23 protein-coding genes and 1 pseudogene are annotated in these 24,888 nt (G+C 69.1%); 11 read left to right on the top strand and 13 right to left on the bottom strand.

The annotated features are described in order from the left end of the window. The first annotated feature begins 33 nt into the window (after positions 1–33). Complete coding sequence (locus ACVFYP_RS12640) at positions 34–828, top strand: DUF72 domain-containing protein (RefSeq protein WP_499200545.1); 795 nt, start codon at positions 34–36, stop codon at positions 826–828. Position 829: 1 nt separating this feature from the next. Here ACVFYP_RS12640 and ACVFYP_RS12635 read toward each other — a convergent pair whose 3' ends face one another. From ACVFYP_RS12635 to ACVFYP_RS12620, 4 genes are all read right to left on the bottom strand, one after another. Next, complete coding sequence (locus ACVFYP_RS12635) at positions 830–3,367, bottom strand: Calx-beta domain-containing protein (protein ID WP_499200544.1); 2,538 nt, start codon at positions 3,365–3,367, stop codon at positions 830–832. A gap of 71 nt (positions 3,368–3,438) precedes the next feature. Further along, on the bottom strand, positions 3,439–4,023 hold the full coding sequence (locus ACVFYP_RS12630; RefSeq protein WP_499200543.1) for an HD domain-containing protein: 585 nt from the start codon (positions 4,021–4,023) through the stop codon (positions 3,439–3,441). Positions 4,024–4,077: 54 nt separating this feature from the next. Then, positions 4,078–5,253 carry a UxaA family hydrolase gene (locus ACVFYP_RS12625; RefSeq protein ID WP_499200542.1) on the bottom strand — a complete coding sequence of 392 codons (1,176 nt, stop codon included), beginning with the start codon at positions 5,251–5,253 and terminating at the stop codon, positions 4,078–4,080. Positions 5,254–5,266: 13 nt separating this feature from the next. Beyond that, positions 5,267–5,551, bottom strand: a complete 285-nt coding sequence (locus tag ACVFYP_RS12620; RefSeq protein WP_499200541.1) for a UxaA family hydrolase — start codon at positions 5,549–5,551, stop codon at positions 5,267–5,269. A gap of 119 nt (positions 5,552–5,670) precedes the next feature. Between ACVFYP_RS12620 and ACVFYP_RS12615 the strand changes: the two genes are divergently transcribed. Together ACVFYP_RS12615 and ACVFYP_RS12610 are read left to right on the top strand one after the other, a co-directional pair. Continuing rightward, complete coding sequence (locus ACVFYP_RS12615; RefSeq protein WP_499200540.1) at positions 5,671–6,540, top strand: branched-chain amino acid aminotransferase; 870 nt, start codon at positions 5,671–5,673, stop codon at positions 6,538–6,540. A gap of 54 nt (positions 6,541–6,594) precedes the next feature. After that, positions 6,595–7,632, top strand: a complete 1,038-nt coding sequence (locus ACVFYP_RS12610) for a substrate-binding domain-containing protein (protein ID WP_499200539.1) — start codon at positions 6,595–6,597, stop codon at positions 7,630–7,632. On the opposite strand, the pseudogene ACVFYP_RS12605 reads toward ACVFYP_RS12610, so the two are convergent. Further along, a pseudogene (locus ACVFYP_RS12605) lies at positions 7,530–7,793 on the bottom strand (tautomerase family protein); the annotation flags it as partial. The gene ACVFYP_RS12610 and the pseudogene ACVFYP_RS12605 sit on opposite strands and share 103 nt — an antisense overlap. Between ACVFYP_RS12605 and ACVFYP_RS12600 the strand changes: the two are divergent. Next, a complete protein-coding gene (locus ACVFYP_RS12600; protein ID WP_499200538.1) occupies positions 7,704–8,396 on the top strand; it encodes an alpha/beta fold hydrolase in 693 nt (230 codons plus the stop codon). The pseudogene ACVFYP_RS12605 and the gene ACVFYP_RS12600 sit on opposite strands and share 90 nt — an antisense overlap. Here the strand turns inward: ACVFYP_RS12600 and ACVFYP_RS12595 are convergent. Next, entirely contained in the window at positions 8,381–8,785 is a 405-nt protein-coding gene (locus tag ACVFYP_RS12595) for a ketosteroid isomerase-related protein (RefSeq protein WP_499200537.1), read from the bottom strand. The genes ACVFYP_RS12600 and ACVFYP_RS12595 overlap by 16 nt on opposite strands. Positions 8,786–8,868: 83 nt before the next feature. Here ACVFYP_RS12595 and ACVFYP_RS12590 point away from each other — a divergent pair, with 83 nt between their 5' ends. The 7 genes from ACVFYP_RS12590 (at position 8,869) to ACVFYP_RS12560 (ending at position 17,622) form a co-directional block, all read left to right on the top strand. Continuing rightward, positions 8,869–9,738: a glycine--tRNA ligase subunit alpha gene (locus ACVFYP_RS12590; protein ID WP_499200536.1), complete on the top strand. Its 870-nt coding sequence runs from the start codon at positions 8,869–8,871 to the stop codon at positions 9,736–9,738. A 52-nt stretch (positions 9,739–9,790) separates the two neighbouring features. Beyond that, a complete protein-coding gene (locus ACVFYP_RS12585) occupies positions 9,791–10,051 on the top strand; it encodes a type II toxin-antitoxin system VapB family antitoxin (RefSeq protein WP_499200535.1) in 261 nt (86 codons plus the stop codon). Next, positions 10,048–10,437, top strand: coding sequence for a type II toxin-antitoxin system VapC family toxin (locus ACVFYP_RS12580; RefSeq protein WP_499200534.1), 390 nt, complete (start codon positions 10,048–10,050; stop codon positions 10,435–10,437). Before ACVFYP_RS12585 ends, ACVFYP_RS12580 begins: the two co-directional genes overlap by 4 nt. Then, a complete protein-coding gene (gene glyS / locus ACVFYP_RS12575; protein WP_499200533.1) occupies positions 10,437–12,578 on the top strand; it encodes a glycine--tRNA ligase subunit beta in 2,142 nt (713 codons plus the stop codon). The genes ACVFYP_RS12580 and glyS overlap by 1 nt, the downstream gene beginning before the upstream one ends. A gap of 77 nt (positions 12,579–12,655) precedes the next feature. After that, entirely contained in the window at positions 12,656–15,328 is a 2,673-nt protein-coding gene (gene ppdK / locus ACVFYP_RS12570) for a pyruvate, phosphate dikinase (RefSeq protein WP_499200532.1), read from the top strand. 276 nt (positions 15,329–15,604) lie between these two features. After that, positions 15,605–16,384: a glycosyltransferase family 2 protein gene (locus tag ACVFYP_RS12565; protein WP_499200531.1), complete on the top strand. Its 780-nt coding sequence runs from the start codon at positions 15,605–15,607 to the stop codon at positions 16,382–16,384. A 20-nt stretch (positions 16,385–16,404) separates the two neighbouring features. Continuing rightward, positions 16,405–17,622, top strand: a complete 1,218-nt coding sequence (locus tag ACVFYP_RS12560) for an O-antigen ligase family protein (protein WP_499200530.1) — start codon at positions 16,405–16,407, stop codon at positions 17,620–17,622. An 8-nt stretch (positions 17,623–17,630) separates the two neighbouring features. On the opposite strand, the gene ACVFYP_RS12555 is transcribed toward ACVFYP_RS12560, so the two are convergent. The 7 genes from ACVFYP_RS12555 to ACVFYP_RS12525 form a co-directional block, all read right to left on the bottom strand. Beyond that, positions 17,631–18,506, bottom strand: coding sequence for a S1C family serine protease (locus ACVFYP_RS12555; protein ID WP_499200529.1), 876 nt, complete (start codon positions 18,504–18,506; stop codon positions 17,631–17,633). A 65-nt stretch (positions 18,507–18,571) separates the two neighbouring features. After that, positions 18,572–19,324, bottom strand: coding sequence for an ABC transporter ATP-binding protein (locus ACVFYP_RS12550; protein ID WP_499200528.1), 753 nt, complete (start codon positions 19,322–19,324; stop codon positions 18,572–18,574). 23 nt (positions 19,325–19,347) lie between these two features. Next, positions 19,348–20,400: a FecCD family ABC transporter permease gene (locus ACVFYP_RS12545; protein ID WP_499200527.1), complete on the bottom strand. Its 1,053-nt coding sequence runs from the start codon at positions 20,398–20,400 to the stop codon at positions 19,348–19,350. After that, positions 20,388–21,497: an ABC transporter substrate-binding protein gene (locus tag ACVFYP_RS12540; protein WP_499200526.1), complete on the bottom strand. Its 1,110-nt coding sequence runs from the start codon at positions 21,495–21,497 to the stop codon at positions 20,388–20,390. The genes ACVFYP_RS12545 and ACVFYP_RS12540 overlap by 13 nt, the downstream gene beginning before the upstream one ends. A 16-nt stretch (positions 21,498–21,513) precedes the next feature. Next, the gene (locus ACVFYP_RS12535) at positions 21,514–22,290 is read right to left on the bottom strand and encodes a DJ-1/PfpI family protein (protein WP_499200525.1); all 777 of its coding nucleotides are present in this window, start codon (positions 22,288–22,290) and stop codon (positions 21,514–21,516) included. After that, the gene (locus ACVFYP_RS12530) at positions 22,287–22,844 is read right to left on the bottom strand and encodes a hypothetical protein (protein WP_499200524.1); all 558 of its coding nucleotides are present in this window, start codon (positions 22,842–22,844) and stop codon (positions 22,287–22,289) included. Before ACVFYP_RS12530 ends, ACVFYP_RS12535 begins: the two co-directional genes overlap by 4 nt. Then, positions 22,844–24,886 carry a TonB-dependent receptor plug domain-containing protein gene (locus ACVFYP_RS12525; protein WP_499200523.1) on the bottom strand — a complete coding sequence of 681 codons (2,043 nt, stop codon included), beginning with the start codon at positions 24,884–24,886 and terminating at the stop codon, positions 22,844–22,846. The genes ACVFYP_RS12530 and ACVFYP_RS12525 overlap by 1 nt, the downstream gene beginning before the upstream one ends. Between the last annotated feature and the right edge of the window lie 2 nt (positions 24,887–24,888).

The raw sequence follows: 24,888 nt of genomic DNA, 5'->3' as shown, positions 1-24,888 counted from the left end.
GGGGCAGCCTGCGGACAGGGAATGGGGGGCGGCATGGCACCAAAAATCCGGGTCGGCATCGGTGGCTGGACCTTCGAACCCTGGCGCGACAATTTTTACCCGAAAGGCCTGCCCCAAAAACAGGAGCTGCATTTCGCCAGCCGCCAGGTGACGGCCATCGAGATCAACGGCACCTATTACGGCAGCCAGAAGCCCGAGAGCTTCGCCCGCTGGCATGACGAGGCGCCGGAGGATTTCGTCTTCGCGCTGAAGGCCAGCCGCTTCACCACCAACCGCAAGGTGCTGGCCGAATCCGAGGCCTCCATCACGCGTTTTCTCTCCAGTGGGCTGGTGGAGCTGAAGGCCAAGCTCGGCCCGATCAACTGGCAGTTCCTGCCGACCAAGCAGTTCGAGCCCGAGGATTTCGAGGCTTTTCTTCAGCTGCTGCCGAAGGAGCAGGACGGCGTGGCGCTGCGGCATGTGGTGGAGGTGCGTCACCCGAGTTTCGCGGTGCCCGAATTCCCCGAGCTGCTGCGCCGCTACGGGGTGGCGGCCGTGGTGGCGGACAAGCCCAACTTCCCCGCGATCCACGACGTGACCGCGCCCTTCGTCTATGCGCGCCTGCAGTCGGCGGCGGAGGAGGAGGCGCTGGGCTACCCCGAAGCCGCCCTGGACCGCTGGGCCGCGCGCGCCAAGACCTGGGCGAAGGGCGGCACGCCCGAGGACCTTCCCCTGCTCGCCCCGCCGGAAAAGAAGGCGCCGAAGACGCGGGACGTCTTCGTCTTCATGATCAACGGCTTCAAGCCGAAGGCGCCGCATGCAGCCAAGGCGCTGATCGCGCGGCTATAGGCTAGCCGATCAGCATATGGTCCGAGAGGGCCATGAAGCTGGGCGCCAGATCGTCATTGAGGATGGTGCCGGTCGCAGTGGCCGAGGTGATGGCCGTGCCGGATGAGAGGCTGCCGAGGGTGACGACAAAGGTCTCATCTGCCTCCTGCTGCGCATCCCGCAGGACGCGCAGCTTGATGACCTGGGACGCCTCGCCGGCCGCGAAGGCGACGGTGCCGCCGGGCATGACGCCGCCCATGAAATCCGCCGCATCCGCGGCGCTGGCCCCGGTACCGCGGACCGACCAGGCCGCCTGGCTGGCGCCCGAAAGATCACCGCTGCGGGTGACGATGTAGGAAAAGACGCTGACCCCGGTGCCGGTGCCCTCGCTGCGTTCGGTGACGTCGCCGCCGATGGACAGGTTCGTTCGCGGCGGCGCGTCGTCGTCGCGGATCACGCCGCGGGCGGACATGGTGTAGGAAAAGTCCTCGGCCGACTTGGCGAGCAGATGGAAGTAGGAATCCGGCTCCTCCTCGGCGTCACGCAGCACGCGCACCTTGATAACCTGCTCGGCCTGACCGGCCTCGAAGGTCACCCGACCCTTGGGCAGTGCGCCGCCCAGGAAGTCCGCCGCATCGGCGCCATAGGGCGGCGCGCCCAGGACGATCCAGTCGACATGAGATGTGCCGGAGAGGTCGCCGCTGCGCGTCACAGTGTAGGAAAAGACGCTGACGCCCGAGCCGGTGCCCTCATCGCGGTCCACCATATCCGTGGTCATCGCGAAGCGGACACTTGGCAGGTCGTCGTTGCGGATGATGCCATTGGCCACCCCGCTGATGACGCGGATGCCCGGGGTCGAAGGCGCCGCGAGGATGACGGAGAATCCTTCGTCGCTTTCCTGCACGGCGTCTCGTAGAACCCGGACCTTGATGGTCTGCTCCGCTTGGCCGGCGGCGAAGGTGACGACGCCGCTGGGAAGCACCCCACCCAGGAAATCCGCCGCATCGGCGGGGTTGACGCCGGTGCCGCGGACCGACCAACCGGCCTGCATCGTCTCCGACAAATCGCCCGTGCGGGTCATGCGGTAGGTGAAGACGCTGACGCCGTCGCCGGTGCCTTCGGAGCGATCGGTGATCTCACCGGCGATGGCCAGGGTGCCGCTGGGCGCGTCGTCGTTGCGGATGATGCCGCTGGCCTGGCTGATGCCGAGACTCGCGCCGACAGGTGCCGACAGGGCGACCTGGAAGGTCTGGTCGGGCTCGAAGACGGCGTCGCGCAGGACCCGCACCTTGATGACCTGCTCCGCCTGGCCGGCGGCGAAGGTGAGGGTGCCGCTGGGCAGGACGCCACCGAGGAAATCCGCGGCATTCGCGGCATTGGCGCCGCTGCCGCTGACCGACCATCCGACCTGGCTGTTGCCGGAAAGGTCGCCGCTGCGGGTGACCAGATAGGAGAAGACGCTGACGCCGTCCCCAGTGCCCTCGGTACGATCATCCAGGGTGGCGGCAAGGGACAGGAGGGTGGTGGGCGCCGGATCGTCGTCGAGGATGGTGACGGTCGCGCTGCGGTGCGCGGAGTCGAGCACGACGCCGCCGGTGGGATTGCCCAGGCGCACGAAGAAGCTCTCATCCCCCTCATGCAGCGTGTCACCGCGGACAGAGACCGTGAAGGATTTCGAGGTCTCGCCAGGCTCAAACCTGAAGGTTCCGAACCAGCGATTGTAGTCCAGGTCGACCTGGGCGGTGTCTGCGAGGGTCCCGTAATCGACATAGACCACGCCCGGCATGACCTGGGAGAGCTGGACCGTGAAGGTGAGGTCCGTCGTGCCCGCATCGCCTTCGGTCACCGAAGTGACGGTGGAGAGCAGGGCGACGGAAGGCGGCGGCGGGTCATTGTCCTGGATCGTGACAACCGCCTCGGCCTCACCGACGCGCACCGTGAAGGTCTCCTCCGGCTCGTAGACCGTGTCGCCCGTGATGTTGACGATGAAGGTCGCCTCCGTATCCCCCGTCTCGAACCGGAGAAAGCCGAACGTAAAGCCGAAGTCATAGGGATAGGTCGCGGTGCCCTGGCTGGCTTCGTAGATCAGGCTGAAGGGCGCCATGGCCGGCGCGGCAAGCCTGGCGGTGAAGGTCAGGGCCTTGCTGCCCGAATCGCCTTCCACGACCACGGGCGAGGCGGGGCTGAGCGTGACGCTGGGCAGCGGGTCGTCATTCCAGATTTCGACGGAGGTGCTCGACCCGGTTTCTGCGATGGTGGCATTGTCCGAGACGCCGGTGATCCGCACCTCGAAGGATTCGTTCGCCTCGTAATCGGTGTCGGCCAGGGTCTGGATCGTGATGATCGCCGAGGTTTCGCCCGGCGCGAAGGTGACGGTGCCCGTCTGCGCCGTGTAATCCGCGCCGGCCGAGGCAGTGCCATCCACGGTGGTGTAGCTGACGACGACCGGCGTTTCGCTCGATCCGTCGAGGTAGACATAGACCTTGCGTTCCGTGCTGCCGGAATCGGCCTCCTCGTAGGAATCACGGGACCAATCGAGGGAAACGACGGGAAGCGTCATGGGGACCGGCACCTGATGTCCAGACGCAACGTTTATACCGTGGCATGAAGCTGGACAACGGTCCCCCCGCGTCAGTCCTGTTGCAACCGGTCGAGCATGGCTTCGATGTTGCGCCGCGCACGCTTTTCGCGGTCCAGGAAGAAGCGGTCGGTCAGGTAAAGCCGGCGACGCCAGAGCAACATCTGCAAGGCGGCCGTCCGGGCGATGCGGTAGCGATCTTCCGACAGATGCGCGAATTCGCGGCGGATCGCCGCCTCATAGGCCGCATAGCGGTCCGGTGATTCACCCAGCGGCGCATTGTCCAGATCCAGCAGCAGCGCGGCATCGGCGCGCATGCCGGGGTCTTCGCTTTCCGGCGGTTCCTGGCGCAGCACGGCCTGGATCAGCGCCTCCGCCCGCGCCAGCATATGCGGCGGCATGGCGCGGCCGAGATGGCGGTGCAGCAGCGCGACCGATTGCGCGCCGCAATCCGCCTGGCCGCGATCGAAGACCGCGGTGTGGAACATCACCGCCAGGATGAAGGCCGGCCGGTCCGCCAGCGCATGCGACACCTCCTCCGCCATGGCCAGCATGGCGGAGATGCGTGCCCAGTTGTGCCAGGCGCGATGCGGTTCGGCGTGACGGTGCCGAAGGTCGGCGAAGATGGCCGGGGTCATGCCGTCACTTTGAAGGATCGCCGGGCGGAGTGCCCGCCCGGCGATGTGCCTTCGTCAGGCGCTTTCGTAAAGCCGCGTCAGGCTGAATTCGCGGTGGCCCAGAAGCTCCGCTGCCGTCAGTTCGCCATCCGCGGTGCGCAGAATGCAGTCCAGCAGCGCCTCCCCGGCCTCGTCCATGTTCATCTGCTTTTGCAGAAGCCCGGTCACATCCACGTCGATGTGTTCGGACATGGTGCGCTGCGTGCGCGGATTGGCCGTCAGCTTGATCACCGGCAGGATCGGATTGCCGATGACATTGCCCTGACCCGTGGGGAAGGTATGCACCGCGAAGCCGGAGGCTGCGCAGAGCGTCACCATCTCGGCGGCGGCGGAGGAGCTGTCCATGAACCACAGCCCCGCATGCGTCGGCACCTCGGCCTTGTCCAGCACGCCATCGACCGTGCACTTCTTGCCGATCTTGGTGATGTTGCCGAGCGCCTTTTCCTCGATGGTGGTCAGGCCACCCTCGATATTGCCCTTGGTCGGCTGGCTGTCGGACAGGTCGCTGGTCTTGTTCACCTCCACCACGCGCTGGTAGCGGTCGAACATCGCCTGGAACTGCTGGCGGATCTCGGGCGTCTTGCAGCGCGCGGCCACCAGGTGTTCGCCGCCGGTCAGCTCCGTCGTCTCGCCGAAGACCAGCGTGTTGCCGTTGGCCCAGAGCTTGTCATAGGAGTTGCCAACGGTGGGGCAGGAGGCGAGGCCGGAGGTGGTGTCGCTTTCGCCGCATTTCGTCGAGACCCACAGCTCCACCAGCGGCGCCTTGGTCTTCTTCAATTTCGACGCATGCTTCACCAGCCGGTAGGCTGCGCGCGATGCGCTGGCGATGGTGTTGATGTCGCCATTCTGCTCGATGGCGAAACCCTCCACCGGCTTGCCGGACTTGGCGATGCCCTCGACGATCTTGCCGGTCCAGCCCGGCTCGATGCCGATGACGATGACGCCCGCGACATTCGGGTTGGTGCCCGTGCCGATCAGCGTCCGGAAATGCAGTTCCAGGTCGGCGCCGAATTGCAGGCGGCCATAGGCGTGCGGGATCGCCAGCGCGCCCTTGATGTTGTTGGCGACGGCTTCCGCCGCGGCGTTGGAAAGATCGTCCACCGGCAGGATGATGACGTGGTTGCGCACGCCCATCCGGCCATTCTCGCGCCGCCAGCCTTCGAAGCTGGCCTCTCTCAGGTTCAGGCCCATCGGATGCGTTCCCTTACCAGCGCTTGGTCTTGACGTTGTGGACGTGCAGATGCTCGCCGGCGCCGATATCGGCCACCGCGCGGCCGATATCCGTGCCGTATTTCATGATGGTATCGCCCTTGGCGATGGACCGGATCGCCAGCTTGTGGCCGATCGGGATGTCCGACTTCGCATCGAACTCCATCATCTTGTCCTGGTCCATGATCCAGCCATTGAGCCGGGTGCCGGCCTTCAGACCTTCCACCACCACCACGCCCACGCTGTCGCCCTCATCATGGACGACGAAATGGATCGTCATATGTTCCCCCCGAAGCCGGTGTCCCTGGCGGCAGCCTAGGCGCGCGCGGCGCCCCCTTCAACCGTCCCCCTGGACGTGTCATTGCTGGGGTCGGGAATGCGGAAAAAGGGGCTGCCGCCATGGCGGGCGTCTATTGGTATGCCGGAGTCTGGTCGACCGAGGAGCCGAAGGTGATCGGCCCCATGGACCACGCCTTCTGGCTCGGCAGCGTGATCTTTGATGGCGGCCGATCGTTCGGCGGCGTCGCCCCGGACCTCGACCTGCATTGCGCGCGGGCGGTGCAGTCGGCCCGCAACATGCTGATGAAGCCCACGAAGACCCCCGCCGAAATCGAGGAGCTGTGCCGGGAGGGTATCCGCCGCATGGGTCCGCAGGCGGAGCTTTACATCCGACCCATGTTCTTCGTCCGCAAGGGTCTGGGCGCCGCCCGGCCGGACCCGGACAGCACGGATTTCATCCTGGCGATCTACGACAGCCCGCTGCCGGAATACAAAGGCTTCTCCGCCTGCCTGGCGCCGCAGCGCCGCCCGGCACCGGATCAGGCGCCGACCGACGCCAAGGCCGCCTGCCTCTACCCCAACGGGTCCCGCGCCGCGGCCTTCGCCCATGACAAGGGGTTCGAGGCGGCCGTGGTGCTGGACCCGATCGGCCATGTGGCGGAATTCGCCCATGCCAATCTGATGTTCGCCAAGGATGGCAAGGTGATCACCCCGGCCGTCAACGGCACCTTCCTGGCCGGCATCACCCGCGGCCGCGTCATCGCCCTGCTGCGCGAAGCGGGCGTGACGGTGGAGGAACGCGCCGTGAAGCCGGAGGAGCTGGAAACGGCGGACGAGATCCTCTCCACCGGCAATTACGGCAAGGTCCTGCCCTGCTCCAACTGGCAGGGCCGCGCCATGCAGCCGGGGCCGCTCTGCCAGAAGGCTCGGACGCTGTATTTCGACTGGGCGGAAGCCAAGTGGCGCATCCTGCCGAAGGTCGCGGCCTGACGCGATACCGCGCCCGACATCAGGGTGCTTTGTTTACGATATCGAAACACCCGCATGTCATTCTGGGCCATCCTGCGAATGGAGCCCAAAATGGCCCAGCTCATCACGCGGCGGTTGTTTCTGGCGGGCGCCACCCTGGCCCTGCCCTCGCCGGCCCTGATCTCCGTGGCCAAAGCCGCGGAACCCATCGTCATCGGGGGCAGCGGCCCCGTCCTGGCTGCCGCCCGGCTGCTGGCGGAAGGTCCCGCCCGCGCGGCAGGCCAGGCTGTGGACGTGCTGGACAGCCTCGGCACGCGCGGTGGTTTGCAGGCGCTGCGGGACGGTACCATCCATCTGGCGCTGTTCGCGCGGCCACCCAATGCCGAGGAACGCGCGGCCGGGATGCTGGCCCTGCCTCTGGGCGACAGCCCGCTGATTGCCGCCACACGGGCCGGCCCCGCCGCGCCGATGCCGGTCGACATGGCGACGCTGTGCGGCCTGATGGATGGCAGCCAGGCCGCCTGGCCGGATGGCCGGCCGGTGACCCTCATTCGCCGCACGGCGCAGGAGATCGACAACGCCGAGCTCGCCTCCGTATCGCCCGAGATGGCGGCGGCGGTGCGGGCCATGCTCGCGCGCCCCGGCCCACGCACGGCGCGGACGGCGCAGAACAACGCGGAGGCGATCGAGCGCGAGGCCGGATCGCTGGGCTTCATCACCCTGGGACAGGCCATGACCGAACGGCGCCAGATCGCGCAGGTGCCGGTCCAGAACCTGGCGGATGGCCGCAACTGGCTGGTGATGAAACACTTCTACGTGGCGCATATGGCCGACGCCGCCGCACCCGTCATCGCCATGGCCGGGCTGATGGCCTGGGAAGGCGGCGGCCAGCGCCTGGCGGGTCTGGGCTTCCAGGCGCCAGCGGGAGGTAGCCTGCGCGGCGGCTACCGCTCGCTGAACAGCACGCCGCCCTTCGCCTTCGAATCCTTCTCCGCCTCCACGAACTGGATGCTGACCGCATCGGCCGATACGCCAAAGTTCTTCACCATGGCCTCGGTCATGTCCTTGACCAGACCGCGCTTCTGTTCCGTGGTGCGGCCGGCAATTGCGTAGATGATGATTTCGGGCATGATCTTCTCCTCTGGTATCCCAGCCTGCCTCCGGTTCGCCGGGCTGCCAAGCGCATGAGCCTGGTCCTTCTGCCCGGCTTCATGCTGGATGCCGGCCTCTGGGACGATATCGCGCCGCTGCTGGCGCCGCTCGGCCCGATCCATCACGGCGACCTGTTTCGGGACGATACGCTGGAGGGCATGGCGCGGCGGGTACTGGCGGACGCGCCGGCGCGCTTCGTGCTGGTGGGGTTCTCCATGGGTGGCTTCGTGGCGCGGGAAGTCGCGCGGATGGCGCCGGAACGTGTGCAGGCCCTGGTGCTGGTCGCCACCTCCGCCCGCGGAGACAGTGCCTCCCAGCGCGCGCGCCGTCAGGCCGTGGCCGGACGCCCGGCGGAGGCCGCCTTCCGGGGGATGAGCCGCACCGCCATCGCCCGCGGCCTGCACCCCAGCCGCGCCGGCGACACGGCCCTGGTGGACCGGCTGCGCGGCATGGGCGACCGTCTGGGGGGCGAGGTCTTCCTGCGCCAGACCCTGCTGCCCCGCCCCGTCTTCGATGACCGCCTGGGCGAGATCGCCTGCCCCACCCTGGTGATCGCCGCCGCCCAGGACGCGCTGCGCAGCCTGGCGGAGGCGGAAGAGCTGCGGGACGGTATCCCGGGCGCCACGTTGCGCGTCATCGAGGGCAGCGGCCATATGCTGCCGGTGGAGGTGCCGGAGGAATTGGCCGGCATCATCCTGGATTTCGTGGCTCAGACGGAAACCTGACGGATCCACTCCGGCAGATTGTACTGCGTCGCCACGCGGGCGATCTTGCCGTCCCGGATGGTCAGGAAGGCGCCGGCGGGCAGGGTGTAGCGCTGGCCGCGTGCCTCCGGCAGGCCTTCCTCGGTCCGCAGATACTGGCCGAGCACGGTGAATTCCGCCGCGGCGCGGGTGCCGGTTTCGTCCACCATCACCACCAGATCCGTGATGCGTTCGGCATAGGCGGCGTCCATCTGTGCCAGGAAGGCGGTGAAGGCCGGCTTGCCGGTGCGGCGGCTGCCCTGGTTCGGGTCGTGCACCACGTCATCGGTCAGCATCGCCAGCATGGCGGCGCGGTCGCCGGCATCGAAGGCGGCGTAGTAGGCGCGGATCAGGCGCTCGGTCTCGGTCATGAACGGGGCCCCTTGCTTGCCGGTTGGGTCGACGGGGGGGTATTGAAGCGGTCGAAACCTCCCCGGCAAGACCCACACCCGGCATGTCCGCAAAACCCCCCTCCTTCCAGGACATCATCCTGCGCCTCCATAATTTCTGGAGCGCGCAGGGCTGCCTGATCCTGCAGCCCTATGACATGGAAGTCGGCGCCGGCACCTTCCACCCGGCCACCACGCTGCGGGCGCTGGGCGCGAAGCCCTGGGCGGCAGCCTATGTACAGCCGTCCCGCCGGCCGTCGGATGGCCGCTACGGCGAGAACCCCAACCGGCTGCAGCACTACTACCAGTACCAGGTCATCATGAAGCCGAGCCCGCGCGACGCGCAGGACCTGCTGATCGCCAGCTATCGCGACCTCGGCCTGGACCCGATGAAGCATGATTTCCGCTTCGTCGAGGATGACTGGGAAAGCCCGACGCTGGGCGCCTGGGGCCTGGGCTGGGAGATCTGGTGCGACGGGATGGAAGTCGGCCAGTTCACCTATTTCCAGCAGGTCGGCGGCATCACCTGCGAGGTGCCCTCCTTTGAGATGACCTACGGGCTGGAACGCCTGGCCATGTTCATCCAGGACGTGGACGATGTGTACGAACTCGACTTCAACGGCCGTGGCGTGAAGTACGGCGAGGTGTTTCGCCGCGCCGAGGTCGAATACAGCCATCATAATTTCACGGGCGCCGACACCGCGATGCTGTTCCAGCACTTCGCGGACGCCGAGAAGGAATGCCAGTCGCTGCTGGCCTATGACCCGCCGCTGGCCCTTCCGGCCTATGACCAGTGCATCAAGGCCAGCCACCGCTTCAACCTGCTGGACGCCCGCGGCGCCATCAGCGTGACGGAGCGCGCCGCCTATATCGCGCGCGTCCGGGCGCTGGCCAAAGGCTGCTGCGAGGCCTGGGTCGCGGGCGAGACCGCGTGACTTTGCCGGGTTCTTCTACCATATTGGCGCTTTGTTCTACCGTGAGGGCGCCATGGGCCAGTTGAACATCAAGGACGATGCGCTGATCGCGGACGCGAAGGCGCTGGCCGAACTTTTGGGCACCAGCACCACCGCGGCGTTGCGAGAGGCGGTGCAGAGCCGCCTGGCGAGCGAACGTGCGGTGCGTGATGACAAGGCGCGCCGGAAGTATGAGGCGCTGATGGCGATTGGCCGGGAATCCGCGAAGCTGTTTCCGCCCGGCGGCAGCAGCGACCACAGCGATCTTTATGACGAGAACGGCCTTCCGAAGTGATCGTCGATACCTCCGCCTTCATGGCCATCCTGCGGCAGGAGCCGGAGGCCGAGCGATTCACGGCGCTGCTGGCCGAAGCGCCGGAAGTGGCGCTTTCCGCCGCGACGCTGCTGGAACTCGGCATGGTGGCGGAGGGCCAGGCCGGCCCCGCGATCCGGCCGCGCATGGACCGGCTTCTGGCCGATGCGGGGGCGGAGGTGGTGCCCTTCACCGAGGTCCAGGCGCGCCTGGCGCTGGAGGCCTGGCGCCGCTTCGGCAAGGGCCGCCACAAGGCCGCGCTGAATTTCGGTGACTGCTTCGCCTATGCCCTGGCGCAGGAGCGCCGGCAGCCCTTGCTGTTCAAGGGCGATGATTTTTCCCAGACCGATGTGAAGGCCGCGCTCTGATGCCCGAATTCCTGCTCGAACTGTTTTGCGAGGAAATTCCGGCGCGGATGCAGGCCCGGGGCGCGGAGGATCTGGTGAAGGCCTTCGCCAGTGCCGCCGCGCCACTGCTGGAAGGTGCCCCAAACCCCTTCTACGGCCCGCGCCGCATCGGCCTTTCCGCCACGCTGCGCGCCCAGGTGACGACCGAGGGCAAGGAGGAACGCGGCCCCCGCACCGCCGCCCCGCCCGCCGCGCTGGACGGTTTCCTGCGCAAGCATGGCGCCACGAAGGACCAGCTTGTCGACCAAAACGGCTTCTGGGTGCTGCAAAAGCCGGGCGAGACCATCGCCGCCGCCGCGCTGCTGTCGCAGGTGCTGCCCGGGCTGATCCAGAATTTCGGGTGGCCGAAATCCATGCGCTGGAACGGCCCCTTCACCTGGGTCCGCCCGCTGCACCGCATCCTGTGCCTGCTGGACGGCCAGGTGGTGCCCTTCGCCATCGAGGCGCTGCCGGGCATGGAAAGCGGCAACCTGACCGAGGGCCACCGCATCATGGCGGCCGGGGACCGGGTTTTTGCCGTGACCGGCCTCGCCGACTACGAATCCGGCCTGCGCGCCCGCTTCGTGGAACCGGATGCGGCGGCGCGCATGGCCCTGATCGAGACAGGCCTCGCGAAACTCGCCGCCGAACAGGGCGTCGCCGTGGTGCCGGACCGGGGGTTGCTGGAGGAGGTGGCCGGCCTGGTCGAATGGCCGGTGCCGCTGCTGGGCCGCATCGACGACGCCTTCATGGACCTGCCGGCGGCGCTGATGCGCACCACCATGCGCGTCAACCAGCGCTATTTCTCCCTGGTGAAGCCGGAGGGTGGTGCGGCGCCCTTCTTCGGGCTGGTGGCCAATATCGTCCCGAATGACGGCGGCACGGCCCTGATCGCGGGCAATGAGCGCGTGCTGCGGGCGCGGCTTTCGGATGCGCGCTTCTTCTGGGACCAGGACCGCAAGCAGAAGCTTGAGGAGTTTCTGCCGAAGCTGGAGTCGGTAGTGTTCCACGCCAAGCTCGGCACGCAGGGCCAGCGGGTGGCCCGGATCGAGCGGCTGGCCCGCTGGCTGGCGCCGCATGTCGACGCCGATGCGGCGCTTGCCGCCCGCGCCGCGAAGCTGGCCAAGGCGGATCTGGCCTCCGGCCTGGTGGGCGAGTTCCCGGAATTGCAGGGCACCATCGGCCGCTACTACGCCCTGCATCAGGGCGAGGATTCACGGGTCGCGGAGGCGATTGGCACGCAATACCGCCCGATGGGGCCTGGCGATGCCGTGCCGAGCGAGCCCATCGCCATCGCGGTCGCGCTGGCGGACAAGCTGGACACGCTGGCCGGCTTCTTCGCGGTCGACGAGCGCCCGACGGGCTCCGGCGACCCCTTCGCGCTGCGCCGCGCCGCGCTCGGCACCATCCGGATCATTCGCGAGAACCGCCTGCGCCTGCGGCTGGAAGATGCCTTGGCGGAAGCCTTCTTCGGCTTCCCACAGGCCCTCGGCGAAACCGCCAGCCCCGACTTCGGCATGGCCGTGGCGCAGGAGAAGCTGAAGACCGGCTGGCAGCCCGAGCCCCGCAGCGCCCATCCGCCGATGGTCGCCGCCTTCGCCGCCGGGCTTCTCGACTTCCTCGCCGAACGCCTCCGCGTCCAGCTCCGCACCGAGGGCGCGCGCCACGACTTGGTCGCCGCCGCCTTCGGCCAGGGTGGGGAGGATGACCTGCTGCGTCTGCTCGCCCGCGCGGAGGCCCTCAAAACCCTGGTGGAAGGTCCGGATGGCCCGAACCTGCTCGCCGCCGCCAAGCGCGCCGCCAACATCCTGCGGATCGAGGACAAGAAGGACGGCCCCCATGCTGGCCCGATCGATCCCGCCCTGCTGACAGCGCCGGAGGAACAGGCGCTGGCCGCGGCCCTCGACGCCGCGGAGCCCATCGTCGCGCAGGCCCTGCTTGCCGAAAATTTCGCCGCCGCCATGTCCGCCTTGGCGGCGCTGCGGGCGCCGCTCGATGCCTTTTTTGAAAAGGTCATCGTCAACGACCCGGATAAGGCAACCCGCGGCAACAGGCTGCGCTTGCTCGCTCGCCTCCGTGGGGCCATGGATACTGTTGCAGACTTTTCCCGGATCGAAGGCTGAGAAGCGGCGCCTCCCCCACTCCACCCAGGGCTTCCCTTGGGGGCTCCGTAACAGTCCAAGCAGGAGAACGCCGTTTCATGACTCAATGGGTCTACAGCTTCGGCGCCGGCCACAATGAAGGCCGTGCGGATATGCGCAATCTCCTGGGTGGCAAGGGCGCCAACCTCGCGGAAATGGCCAGCATCGGCCTGCCCGTTCCCCCCGGCTTCACCATCACCACCGAGGTCTGCACCTACTACTACGACCACGGCCAGTCCTACCCGCCGGAGCTGCGCCATGCGGTCTCCGAAGCCCTGGGCCGGGTGGAACAGGCGGTCGGCGCCAAGTTCGGCGACCACCACAAGCCGCTGCTGGTCTCCGTCCGCTCCGGCGCCCGCGTCTCCATGCCCGGCATGATGGACACGGTGCTGAACCTCGGCCTGAACGATGCCACGGTGGACGGCCTGGCCGCCGCCTCCGGCGACGCCCGCTTCGCCTGGGACAGCTACCGCCGCTTCATCCAGATGTTCGGCTCCGTCGTCCTCAACGTAGACCACCACCGCTTCGAGGAAATCATCGAGCATGTGAAGCTCGACCGCGACGTCCAGGAAGACACCGACCTCACCGCGCAGGACTGGCACCGCGTGGTCGATGGCTACAAGGACATGGTCGAGGAAGTCACGGGCAGCCCCTTCCCGCAGGACCCGCATGCCCAGCTCTGGGCCGCCATCGGCGCCGTCTTCGGAAGCTGGATGAATCCGCGCGCCAACACCTATCGCCGCCTGCACGACATCCCCGCCCAATGGGGCACCGCCGTGAACGTCCAGGCGATGGTCTTCGGCAATATGGGCGAGGACTGCGCCACGGGCGTCTGCTTCACCCGCGACCCCTCCACCGGCGAGAATTTCTTCTACGGCGAGTACCTGATCAACGCTCAGGGCGAGGACGTGGTGGCCGGCATCCGCACGCCGCAGCCCATGGCCGAATCCCGCGCCAAGCCCGGTGAGCGCAGCATGGAAGTCGCCATGCCCCAGGCCTATGCCGAACTGGTCGCGGTTCGGGAAAAGCTGGAAAAGCATTATGCGGACATGCAGGACATCGAATTCACGGTGCAGCAGAACAAGCTGTATATGCTGCAGACCCGCAACGGCAAACGCACCGCCGCCGCCAGCCTGAAGATCGCCGTGGACATGGCCCGCGAAGGCCTGATCGACCGCACCGAGGCCATCAAGCGCGTCGACCCCAAGGCCCTCGACCAGCTCCTGCACCCCACCCTCGACCCCAAGGCCCCGCGCAAGGCGATTGCCAAGGGTCTGCCGGCCAGCCCGGGCGCGGCCTGCGGCGTCATCGTCTTCTCGGCGGATGAGGCCGAAGCCCGCGCTGCCAAGGGCGAGGCCGTCATCCTGGTCCGTATCGAGACGTCCCCCGAGGACATCCACGGCATGCACGCCGCCAAGGGGATCCTCACCACCCGCGGCGGCATGACCAGCCACGCGGCGGTCGTCGCCCGCGGCATGGGCCGGCCCTGCGTCGCCGGCGCCGGCTCGGTCAGCGTCGACTATGCCGGCCAGACCCTGACCGCCGGCGGCAAGCGCCTGACGGCCGGCGACACCATCACGCTCGACGGCGCCACCGGCGAAGTCTTTGCCGGCACCGTGGCGATGATCGAACCACAGCTCTCCGGCGACTTCGCGACCCTGATGGAATGGGCCGATGGCGTGCGCAAGATGAAGGTGCGCGCCAATGCCGAAACCCCGCTGGACGCCGAAACGGCCCGCAAATTCGGCGCCGAGGGCATCGGCCTCTGCCGCACCGAACACATGTTCTTCGACCCGGAGCGCATCGGCGCCGTCCGCCAGATGATCATGGCCGATACCGAGGACGGCCGCCGCGACGCCCTCTCCCGCCTGCTACCCTTCCAGCGGGAGGATTTCCTCAAGCTGTTCCGGATCATGGCCGGCCTGCCCGTCACCATCCGCCTGCTCGACCCGCCGCTGCACGAATTCCTGCCCCACAAGGACAGCGAAATCGCCGAGGTGGCGCAAAGCCTGGGCGCCGACGTCGCCGCCATGCAGCGCCGCGCCGCCGACCTGTCGGAAGCCAACCCGATGCTCGGCCACCGCGGCTGCCGCCTCGGCCTGACCTATCCCGAAATCTACGAAATGCAGGTCCGCGCCATCTTCGAAGCGGCCGTCGCCACCGGGCAGGAAACCGGCAAGGCCCCCGTGCCGGAAATCATGATCCCACTGGTGGCCCTGCGCCGCGAACTGGAAATCCTGCGCGCCCTGGTCGACCGCGTCGCCCAGGAAGTCTTCGCGGAGACGAAGTACCACATCGTCTACCAGGTCGGCACGATGATCGAACTGCCGCGCGCCGCCCTGACGGCGGACAGCATCGCGGAATCGGCCGACTTCTTCAGCTTCGGCACCAACGACCTGACCCAGACCGTCTTCGGCCTGTCCCGCGACGACGCCGGCAAGTTCCTGCCCTTTTACGTGGAAAAAGGCATCCTGCCGAAAGACCCCTTCGTCTCCATCGACATCGACGGCGTCGGCGCCCTGGTGCAAATCGCCTCCGAAAAAGGCCGCAAGACCAAACCCGACCTGAAACTCGGCATCTGCGGCGAACATGGCGGCGACCCAGCCTCCATCCACTTCTGCGGCTCCGTCGGCCTCGACTACGTCTCCTGCTCCCCCTACCGCGTCCCCGTCGCCCGCCTCGCCGCCGCCCAAGCGGCGCTGACGAGCGGGGGTGGGGACCGGACGGCCTGAGAGGGCTGAAGTCGGCGCTGGTTGTTTGCAGGGGGCGCTGCCCCCTGCACCCCCGCCAAAGGGACAGTGGTCCCTTTGGAAACCCATTTAAGGGGTAGGCGAGAGGAGGGGCATTGAGCATCCGCTTGTCCCAACGCGCCCGCCGTGCCCCTCCTCTCGCCTACCCCTAAGTCGAGGGTTCGAAGGGGCCATTGCCCCTTCGCGGGAGGGTGCAGGGAGGGCAGAGCCCTCCTTGCAAACAACCCGTGCCACCTTCAGCCCTTTGAGGCCCGTCCGATGTCCCCACCCCGCCTGTCTGCGCTGATTGTCGCGCGGAATGAGGAGCAGCGGTTGCCGGCGTGTTTGGCGTCGGTGGCGTTTGCGGATGAGGTGCTGGTGGTTCTGGATCGCAGCACGGATGGGTCCGCGGATGTGGCGCGGGCGGCGGGAGCTGTGGTGCTGGAGGGGGCTTGGGAGTTGGAGGGGGAGCGGCGCAATGCGGGCATTGCGGCTTGCTCGGGTGATTGGGTGCTGGAGGTGGATGCGGATGAGCGGGTCAGCCCGGATTTGGCGCAGGCGGTGCGTCGGGTGATCGGCGAGTCCGGCTTTGCCTGGCATCAGGTGATGGTCGACAATTATGTGGGTGACCGGCTGATTCGGTACGGCTGGGCGGGCAGTTTCGGGACGACCTCGGTGCCGCGTTTGTTCCGGCGGGGGGCGAAGCGCTGGCGGGCGCAGCGGGTGCATCCGGGGTTGGACTGGGTGGGGCAGCAGGGGCCGCGGATCGAGCAGGGGGCCTTGGTGCATCTGGTCGACCGGGATGTGTCGGACATGCTGCGGCGGCTGGACAAGTATTCCTCGGCCAAGGCGGCGGATTTGCTGGAGAGCGGGAATATCGGGTCGCTGGCGGCGAATTTGCGGCGTTTCGTCTCGCGCGCCTTCAAGTCCTATGTGTCGCGCAAGGGGTATCGGGAGGGCGCCTGGGGCGTTCTGCTGGCCTTTTGCACGGGGGCCTTTCCCCTGCTGTCCTATCTGAAGGCGCGGCTGGAGCCGGAGCGGCATGGTGGCCGCAAGTGATGCCGCCGCCCCCTGGCAACTTGAATAGTCCCCTCCCCTGGCAGCGCTCCCCTACCACGCCCGTGGCGGTCCTGCTGGCGGTGGCGCCGGCTTTGGCCGTGGCGCAATTCCGGGCCATGGCCCTGGCGGTGACGGTCGCGCTGCTGCTGGCGGTGGTGGCGCAGTGGCGGCTGCGGCGCGCGCTGCCCTGGCCGAGGCCGGGCCGCGCCGGATGGCTGGCGGTGGGCCTGCTCGGCTGGTGCCTGCTGGCGGCGCTGTGGTCGCTGGAGCCGGTGCGGGCGGTGCAGACGGTGGGCGGACTGGCGGCGTTGCTGCTGCTGGCACTGATGGCATCGCGTGCGATCGAGGATGATGCGGCGGCGCCGCGCCGGCTGGGCCTCGCTCTGGCGGGCGGGCTGGCGGCGGGGGTGGTGCTGGCGGCGCTGGACCATGCCAGCGGCAATTGGCTGCGCCTGGCGGTGCGTGGATTCCCCGCGGACATGCCGCAGATCAGTTTCGGGCTGAAGCCGGCGGTGTCGCTGATGGCGCTGCTGCTGCCGCTGGTGCTGGCGGTGCCGATGGGCTGGGTCTGGCGGGGCGCGTTGGTGGTGGCGGGGCTGGCCCTGTCGCTCTGGCTGCCCGCCGATTCGGCCAAGATTGCCGCCTTTGGGGGCATGCTGGCGGCGGGCGGGGCGGCGCTGCTGCCGCGTTTCGTGCCGAGGCTGGCGGCGCTGGCCTTGGCGGGTTTCATCGTGACGGCGCCGCTGATCTTCGCGGCGGGGCTGGCGCGGGCGCCGTCGCTGGAGCCTCTGCCGCGCTCGGCGGCGCATCGCGTGCTGATCTGGGATTTCGTGGCGGACCGCATCGCGGAACGGCCGCTGATCGGCTGGGGGATGGAGGCGGCGCGCTCCATCCCCGGCGGCAGCGACAATTTCCCGGTGGAGGACCTGGCGCGCTACGGGCTGAACTCGGCGGAGGCGCGGCAGTGGTTCGCCATGCCTTCCGCCCGCCGCCTGCCGCTGCACACCCACAATGCCAGCCTTCAGGTCTGGCTGGAGCTGGGGCTGGTGGGGGCGGCGATCGCGGCGGGGCTGGGGGCGGTGGCGCTGCTGGCGGCGGGGGCCAGCCCGGCGGGGTTCGGCATGGCCGTCTCCGCGGTGGTGACGGGCCAGCTTTCCTTTGGGGTCTGGCAGCCCTGGTGGGTGGCTTCGGTGCTGCTGGCGGCCGTGGTGGCGGGGGTGTTGGCGCGGCGGCGCTGAGCCGTCCCCTACCCCATGCAGCGCATGAACAGGGTGGAAGGGTGCGCGATCTCCCCCACCTCGGCGGGGCTGCGAGGCGGGCCGTCCGCGAGGGTCGGGGTCACGCCCGCATCGCGCAGGAAATCCAGCGCCTCATTCCCCTTCACCGCGAAGTTCACATTCTGCGGAATGTCGCCGGTGCGCTGGGCGACGCGGGCGGCGTTGAGCTTGGAGACGATCACGCCCACCACCTGCCCGCTGAGATCCAGCAGCGGCCCGCCCGAATTGCCGGGCTGCACCGGCGCCGAGATCTGGAACTGCCGCTGGTCATCCGCCAGCCCCGCCAGGGCGGAAATCTCCCCCGTGGTCAGCGTCGGGCCGGAGGACAGCATGCCGGCCAGCGGGAAGCCGTAGGTCACCACGCCCTCGCCGCGACGCATGGTCATCTGCCGGCGGAAGGGCAGTGCCGGTCCGGAATCGGCGGGGATTTCGATCAGCGCCAGGTCGCGCTGGCGGTCGGCGCGCAACACCCGGGCGGTGGCATCGGTGCCATTGGCCAGGCGCACCCGAACCGCGCGGCAGCTTTCCACCACATGAGCATTGGTCAGCGCCCGCCCCGGCGCCACCACGAAGCCGGTGCCGGAGGAGACCATGCGGCCGGTGCCACCGGGGGCCGGGCCGCCCGGCTTGCCGGGCACCGCCGCCGGCGGTCCGCCGGGAAGGCCCGCCTGGGGTCCCGGCACCGGGGCCAGCGCCGGTGGCTTGCTGGTCGGCAGCGGCGGGAAGCCGCCCTGGCGGGGTCCGGGTGCGATGTTGCTGGGGGCGGGCTTGCCCTGGCCAAGGGCATCGCCGCCCGCGAGCAGGCCGAACAGAACAGCGGGGATCAGCGCGAGGGAGCGTACCATGCGCCGACACCATGCCGAGTCCCGGGGGGCATGGTCAATCGGCACCGGGCCGGCCATGCGCCCGCTCAGCCCGGCAGGGCGGCGATCGGTACGACGACGCGCTGCCCGCCGGAGGTCACATGCATCTCCGCCTCCAGCCCATAGACATCCGCCATCAGCCGCGGCGTCAGCACTTCCGCCGGCGCACCATGCGCCACCAGCCGGCCGCGGCAGATCACGGCCAGCCGGTCGGCGAAGGCCGCGGCGGCGTTCAGGTCGTGGATCGCGACGATCACCAACAAGCCGTGATCCCGCGCCAGGTGCCGCAGCAATCCCAGCAGCTCGAACTGATTGCGCAGGTCGAGCGCGCTGGTCGGCTCATCCAGCAGCAGCGCCGCGGGCTCCGCGCAGAGCAGCTGCGCCAGGAACACCATCTGCCGCTGGCCGCCGGACAGCTCGCCCAGCAGGCGCGGCGCCAGGCCGGCGATGCCCAGCCGGTCCAGCGCCGCGATGGCGCGCGTCACCTCCCCCTCCGCCACCCGCATCCCCAGGGCCCGCAGCCGGCCGAGCAGCACCGTCTCCAGCACCGTCAGCGCCGTGCGCGCGCCATTGTCCTGCGGCAGGAAGCCGATGCCGTCTGGCGCCAGCCCATGTCGCACCACGCGTCCCTCATGCCGCAGCAGCCCCGCCGCGGCGCGCAGCAGGGAGGATTTGCCCGAGCCGTTCGGCCCGAGCAGTGCCAGAACCTCCCCACCCCGGGCGGAGAGCGTCACCCCCTCCACCGCGCGCAGCGTGCCGTAGCGCACCGAAACCGCCTCCAGGTCGAGCCGGACGGCCATGGCAGCTCCTTTCCGAAGGGGGTTCACCAATGCGACCTCCGCGCGGCCACGATCAGCCAGGCGAAGAAGGGCACGCCGATCAGCGCGGTGACGATGCCCACCGGAAACAGCGCGCCGGGCGAGACGATCTTGCTGGCGACGGAGGCGGCGGAGAGCAGCACCGCGCCCGCGAGCGCTGCGCCTGGCAGCAGCACGCGCTGATCCTCCCCCAGCAGCATCCGCGCCACATGCGGCGCCACCAGACCGACGAAGCCGATGGTGCCGACGAAGGCCACGGCGACGCCGGTGGCGACCGAGACGAAGATGAAGCCACGAAACCGCACCCCGGCCACGCCGACGCCAAGCGCCGCCGCACGGTCATCGCCCAGCCGCAGCGCCGTTAGCCGCCAGGCATCGCGCAGCAGCAGCGGCACCGCGATGACCAACACCACGGCGACGATGGCGAGCTTCGGCCAGGTGGCGCGCTGCAGGCTGCCGAACAGCCAGAAGACGATCTGCTGCAAGGCCTCCGGCGACGCCATGAATTGCAGCATCGCCAGCAGCGCCTGGAACAGGAACATCATCGCGATGCCGGCCAGCACCAGCGTTTCGGGCGTCGCACCGCGGATGCCGCCGAGCGCCCAGACACCGGCACAGGCCAGCGCCGCGAACAGGAAGGCGGCGAGCGGCACCGCCTGCGCCTCCGCCAGCGGCAGGGCCGCGCCGAAGACGATGACCAGCGCCGCGCCAAACCCCGCGCCGGCGGAGACGCCGAGCGTGTAGCTCGACGCCAGCGGATTGTTCAGGATGGTCTGCATCACCGCCCCGGTCAGGCCGAGCGCCGCGCCCACCAGCAGCGCCATCAGCGCCACCGGCAGGCGGATCGACCAGACAATCGCCTCCACCATCGGGTCCTGCCCGGCCCCGAACAGGGATGCGGCGACGGCGCTGACGGGCAGCAGCGCCGGCCCCGTCGCCAGATCCAGCAGGAAACACAGCGCCAGCACCACCAGCGCGCCGACAAGCACGCTGGTGCGCCGCGCGGCGAGCCGCCCCCAGGCCGCGCGCGCCTCCGCCGTGGCGCTCAGCCCCGCCATGGGAGCATCCAGGTGCCGGAGAAGGGCACCGGCAGGTAGCGGGCGTGGTAGTCGGCCAGCACCGCCACGGGGTCCATGCCCTCAAAGGCGCCGGGCCAGGCGCGGCGGGCGATGTAGAGCATGGCCGTATCGTCGAACAGCGTGCGGCACAGCCCGTGCTCGATGGCATGCAGCTCCCCATTGCGGATCGCCGTCAGGCCGGACCAGCCGGGGCGCGTGGCATAGGTGGCCAGGCTGCGGCGCGTTTCCTCCGGCGCCACGCCATAGCCGGTGCGCACCGCGTTGGGCCTGTTCGCCCAGGAAGAAGCGCCGATGTAGAGAAAATCCGGATTGGCGGCGAGCACCGCCTCCGCCGCGATCGGCGCGTAATTGCCGGTGAAGCGCCCCTCCGCGACGTTCTGTACGCCGAGCATCGCGAAGATGCGGCCCCACATGGTGGCGGCGGAGTAGCTGTTGCCGATGACATCCTTGCCGCCTTGCCCCAGCTCCAGATGGATTTTGGGGCGGGTCGGGCCGGCGGCGCGGCCGACGCGGTCCAGGATATCGCCGATATTGCGGCGATAGCGTTCCGCCAGCTCCGCCGCGCGGGCTTCGGTGCCCATGGCGGCACCGATGGCCAGCGTGGAGGCGACGTGGCGCTCCACCGTCTGCGCATTGTAGTCGAAGACCAGCACGGGAATACCGGCCGCCACGATCTGGTCGCGCACCGTCGATCCCGCGGTCCAGGCCCAGGCCGGCATCATCAGCAGGTCCGGGCGCAGCGAGATCACCTTCTCCGCACTGAAGGTCCCCTCATCGGTATTGCCGGTGTCCGGCAGGGTGGCGAGGTTCGGAATCAGCGCGCGGTAGCGGGAGAAGATGGCCGGGCGCCAGCCTTCCCACACCACGCGGTTCATGCCGACCACACGCTGCCAGCCATCCAGGCCGGCGATGGCGGTGAATTCCTCGTAGTTGAACATCACCACCACGCGCTGCGGCTGGCGCGGTAGCACGACCTCCCGCCCGATGGCGTCGGTGATGGTGCGGGTCTGGGCGAAAGCGGGCAGAGGCAGGCTGGCGGCCGCGAGCGTGGCCAGGATCTGGCGTCGGGTGGTCATGGGATCTCTCCTCGGTTCAGGTTCCAAGCCGGCGCTGGGCCCGCAGCGCCGCAGCGCGTGCGGTGGCCAGGACAGGCGCGCGGCGGGCGAGCACATCCGGCACCGCCACTGGCGATGCCTCCGGCGATCCGGGCCCGAAGGGCGGGTCCGGCGCATATTCGAGAACCAGGCCGATGCGGCGGGCCAAATCCTCCCCGCCGATCTCGGCGGCCAGGCGCAGGCCGAAATCCACCCCCGCCGTGGCGCCGCCGCCGGTCATCCGGTTGCGGTCCACCACCACGCGATCCGTGGCGGTGGTGGCACCCATCAGCGGCAGCAGGTCGCGCACATACCAGTGCGAGGTGGCGCGATGGCCGCGCAGCAACCCGGCGGCGCCGAGCACCAGCGACCCGGTGCAGACGCTGGTGACCCAGCGCGCCGCCGCCCCATGCGCCGCCAGGAAGCCCAGCACTTCGGGATCGTCCATCAGCGCGACGCTGCCGGTGAGGCCACCCGGCAGGAACAAGATCGGCGCGCCGGGTGTGAGGTCGGCGAGCCGGCTGGTCGGCGTGACCGGCAGGCCGACGTCGGTCGCGACCGGCGACAGATCCTTCCAGGCCAGCCGCAGGGTCGCGCCCATCAGGTTGAAGACCGTCATCGGCGCGACGAGGTCGAGCAGGATCATGCCGGGATGCACCAGCATGACCACCTCCGGCCCCTCGCGCGGAATCGGCTGCGCGCCGGCCGTGGTGCCCGCGGCGAGGGCGGCCAAGGCCGCGAGGCTGGCGCGGCGGGGCAGCTGCGCGGTCCTCATGGCTCGGGACTCACAAGGATGCGCAGCACGGCGCCGGCATTGCCGTTGATCGCCAGGCGGTAGCGACCCGGTTCCGGCACGGCGAAGACCACGGTCTTGAAGATGCTGGTGCAGCGCGTCTGCATCTCGAAGCGCGGATCGGGCAGGGAGCCTCGCGGCCCCATCAGGTCGTACCAGACGCCGCCCGGCCCGGCGGAGACTCGCCACTGGCCGGCCGCCGGGATCTCCACCATCACCTCGCCGCCGAAGCGGCCCTCGGCGCGGCGGTCCTGCCCGGCCTGCGGCGCCAGGCGATAGGCGCCGTCCGGCAGCAGCGTGATCTCCGTCGGCTGCGCCGCCTGCACCGCGATGGCATCGGCAGCGGGTTCCGCCGGCGCGGCGGCGAGACGCTGCGGCGCAGCGTCCCACACCGAGAATTCGCGTCTCAGGTCGATCGCGAAATTGTCGCAGCCGCCGCGCATCTCATGCATCGGACGGCCACGCGATGCGGCCTCCTGCGCCGCGACCGGCGTGCCGAGCGCGAGCAGCATCAGAAGGGGGATCCGCTTGCGCATCAGAAGCTGCTCCGCAGCGTGAAGCGGAAATTGCGACCTTCCGCGGGGTAGCCATCGTCGTAGCTGTAATCGGCATCGGTGATGTTGTTGGCCGCGACCTCGCCCGAGAGCCGCGGCGTGAAGGCGTAGGCGAGCTTCACATTGCCGACGAGCCAGCCGCCGGTCGGCCGGCCATTGCCCGCATCCGTGGTGAACTGCCGCGACTGCGCCAGCACGCTCGGCATCAGCGTCAGCCGTTCGGTGATATCGAGGAAGCCCAGGGCAAACAGCTTGTGGCGCGGCGCGCCATAGAGCAGCGCCGTGTCATCATTGCCGCGCTCGCGCACCAGATAGGTGTAGTTCAGGCGCAGCCGCGCGCGTTCCGTCAGACGGGTCTCGACGCTGGCCTCCACGCCGTAGAACAGCGCCTCCCCCACATTGCGCGACTGGGTGATCAGGCCGAAGGGCGCGGTGGTGGCGCGGCCGACGGTGGTGGCCTGGATATAGTCATCCACCTGGCTGCCGAAGGCGGCGATGCGCAGCCGCGTATCGGGCGTGACGCGCGTGTCCCAGCCCAGCTCGACATTGGTCGAGCGTTCCGGCGCCAGATCCGGATTGGGCAGGCCATTGCCGAGGCGGTAGGAATAGCGCTCGTACATCGTGGCGAAGCGGGAACGCCGGGCGATGCTGGTGAAGACCTCGTTGGTGTCGTCCAGCCGGATGCGCATGCCGATCTGGCCGTTCAGCGCATCCTGGTCGCGCGTCTCGAAGCGCCGCGCGCCGTTATAGGCCGGGTCCTCCGCCCGCAGCGCGTCACGCACCTCGTAGCCGACGCCGCCGAAGAAGGTCAGCCAGGAATTGACGCGCTGCTCGGCATCAAGGCCAAGGGTCCAGGTGAAGTCGCTCATCTCGCTTTCCGGCGTGCGCGGGCCGGATTCGCGGTGCACATCCTGCTTGGTGGTGGCCGAAAGCCGCAGCGTGCCGCCGGCGGTCGGGCTGGTGCCGAGCTCCACACCGCCACCCAGGGTGTGGTCGTTGTAGGAAGACTGGAAGGCGTAGGGCAGCCGCTGCGTCGTGTAGGTCTGGTTGTCGTAGCGGTAGAGTGAGTTGCGGAAGGTGTCGTAATAGGCGCGGGTGCGGATGTAGCTGTCCGTGCCGATCGGCAGGCCGGTGCGGGTCAGCGCATAGAAGCTGTCGCGGTCGTAGCGCGGCCAGTCGAAGAAGGTGGCGCGCGTGGCGTCCTGCCCGGCATAGGGCGGGGCTTCCTTCACACCGCGATTGACGACGAAGCCGATGGCGTATTCGTCGGTGGCGGAGGGCGTGTAGCCGACCTTGCCGGACAGCCGCAGATCCTCGGATTCCGCGCGCAGGCGGTTGCCGGAGGGCTGGTACAGCCCGCCGCCGAAATCCTCCGAGAGCCCAAAGGTCTCCCGCCCGATATAGGCGGCGCCACCCTGCACATAGTAGTCGCCGATGCGGCTGCCGGCATTGAGGATGGTGCGGGACCCGCCGAAATCGCCACGGCCGGTGATATCCAGGCCCGTGCTGGCATCGAATTCGAAGGGCCGCACCGGCCGCCGCGTCACAAGGTTGACGGCACCGCCCAGCGCGTTGGGGCCGAGCGCGAAAGGCGCGAAGCCCCGGGTGATCTCGATCTCCGCCAGGTCGCTGGTCAGCACGCGGTTGAGGTCGAGATAGCCGTCATAGGGCACGTAGATCGGAATGCCATCGACCAGCACCGGCACACGGGACTGGTCGAAGCCGCGCAGGAAGAAGCCGACCTCGCCGCGCGCGCCGCCGCGATTGCCGGGGTTCAGCGACAGGCCTGGGGCGGCTTCCAGCGCCTGGCCAACGCGGTTGGCATCCAGCGCATCCATGCTGCGCCGGTCCACGCGATCGACGCTGGAGGGCCAGTTCACCGGCGCCTCCGGCGCGGTGCCGGTGACGATGATCTCGCCCAGCGCGAAGGGTTCCGGGGCAGTGGTCTGCGCGGCAAGGCCGCCGGGCAACAGGCAGAAGGCGGCACCTGCCAGAAGGCAGGCGCGCGCGGATGGGCGTGACATGA

The organism is Roseomonas sp. F4, from assembly GCF_053891155.1.
The sequence above is the reverse complement of the archived record's forward strand: the minus strand, read 5'-3'. Positions and strand labels throughout refer to the sequence as shown.

Excerpts from the sequence above, each read along its gene's own strand:
- ACVFYP_RS12590 (WP_499200536.1), top strand. The coding sequence starts at position 8,869 with ATGTCCGCAAAACCCCCCTCCTTCCAGGACATCATCCTGCGCCTCCAT.
- ACVFYP_RS12640 (WP_499200545.1), top strand. The coding sequence starts at position 34 with ATGGCACCAAAAATCCGGGTCGGCATCGGTGGCTGGACCTTCGAACCC.
- ACVFYP_RS12550 (WP_499200528.1), bottom strand. The coding sequence starts at position 19,324 with ATGGCCGTCCGGCTCGACCTGGAGGCGGTTTCGGTGCGCTACGGCACG.
- ACVFYP_RS12585 (WP_499200535.1), top strand. The coding sequence starts at position 9,791 with ATGGGCCAGTTGAACATCAAGGACGATGCGCTGATCGCGGACGCGAAG.
- ACVFYP_RS12615 (WP_499200540.1), top strand. The coding sequence starts at position 5,671 with ATGGCGGGCGTCTATTGGTATGCCGGAGTCTGGTCGACCGAGGAGCCG.
- ACVFYP_RS12625 (WP_499200542.1), bottom strand. The coding sequence starts at position 5,253 with ATGGGCCTGAACCTGAGAGAGGCCAGCTTCGAAGGCTGGCGGCGCGAG.
- ACVFYP_RS12600 (WP_499200538.1), top strand. The coding sequence starts at position 7,704 with ATGAGCCTGGTCCTTCTGCCCGGCTTCATGCTGGATGCCGGCCTCTGG.
- ACVFYP_RS12620 (WP_499200541.1), bottom strand. The coding sequence starts at position 5,551 with ATGACGATCCATTTCGTCGTCCATGATGAGGGCGACAGCGTGGGCGTG.
- ACVFYP_RS12610 (WP_499200539.1), top strand. The coding sequence starts at position 6,595 with ATGTCATTCTGGGCCATCCTGCGAATGGAGCCCAAAATGGCCCAGCTC.
- glyS (WP_499200533.1), top strand. The coding sequence starts at position 10,437 with ATGCCCGAATTCCTGCTCGAACTGTTTTGCGAGGAAATTCCGGCGCGG.
- ACVFYP_RS12545 (WP_499200527.1), bottom strand. The coding sequence starts at position 20,400 with ATGGCGGGGCTGAGCGCCACGGCGGAGGCGCGCGCGGCCTGGGGGCGG.
- ACVFYP_RS12540 (WP_499200526.1), bottom strand. The coding sequence starts at position 21,497 with ATGACCACCCGACGCCAGATCCTGGCCACGCTCGCGGCCGCCAGCCTG.
- ACVFYP_RS12565 (WP_499200531.1), top strand. The coding sequence starts at position 15,605 with ATGTCCCCACCCCGCCTGTCTGCGCTGATTGTCGCGCGGAATGAGGAG.
- ACVFYP_RS12630 (WP_499200543.1), bottom strand. The coding sequence starts at position 4,023 with ATGACCCCGGCCATCTTCGCCGACCTTCGGCACCGTCACGCCGAACCG.
- ACVFYP_RS12555 (WP_499200529.1), bottom strand. The coding sequence starts at position 18,506 with ATGGTACGCTCCCTCGCGCTGATCCCCGCTGTTCTGTTCGGCCTGCTC.
- ppdK (WP_499200532.1), top strand. The coding sequence starts at position 12,656 with ATGACTCAATGGGTCTACAGCTTCGGCGCCGGCCACAATGAAGGCCGT.
- ACVFYP_RS12635 (WP_499200544.1), bottom strand. The coding sequence starts at position 3,367 with ATGACGCTTCCCGTCGTTTCCCTCGATTGGTCCCGTGATTCCTACGAG.
- ACVFYP_RS12530 (WP_499200524.1), bottom strand. The coding sequence starts at position 22,844 with ATGCGCAAGCGGATCCCCCTTCTGATGCTGCTCGCGCTCGGCACGCCG.
- ACVFYP_RS12535 (WP_499200525.1), bottom strand. The coding sequence starts at position 22,290 with ATGAGGACCGCGCAGCTGCCCCGCCGCGCCAGCCTCGCGGCCTTGGCC.
- ACVFYP_RS12595 (WP_499200537.1), bottom strand. The coding sequence starts at position 8,785 with ATGACCGAGACCGAGCGCCTGATCCGCGCCTACTACGCCGCCTTCGAT.
- ACVFYP_RS12525 (WP_499200523.1), bottom strand. The coding sequence starts at position 24,886 with ATGTCACGCCCATCCGCGCGCGCCTGCCTTCTGGCAGGTGCCGCCTTC.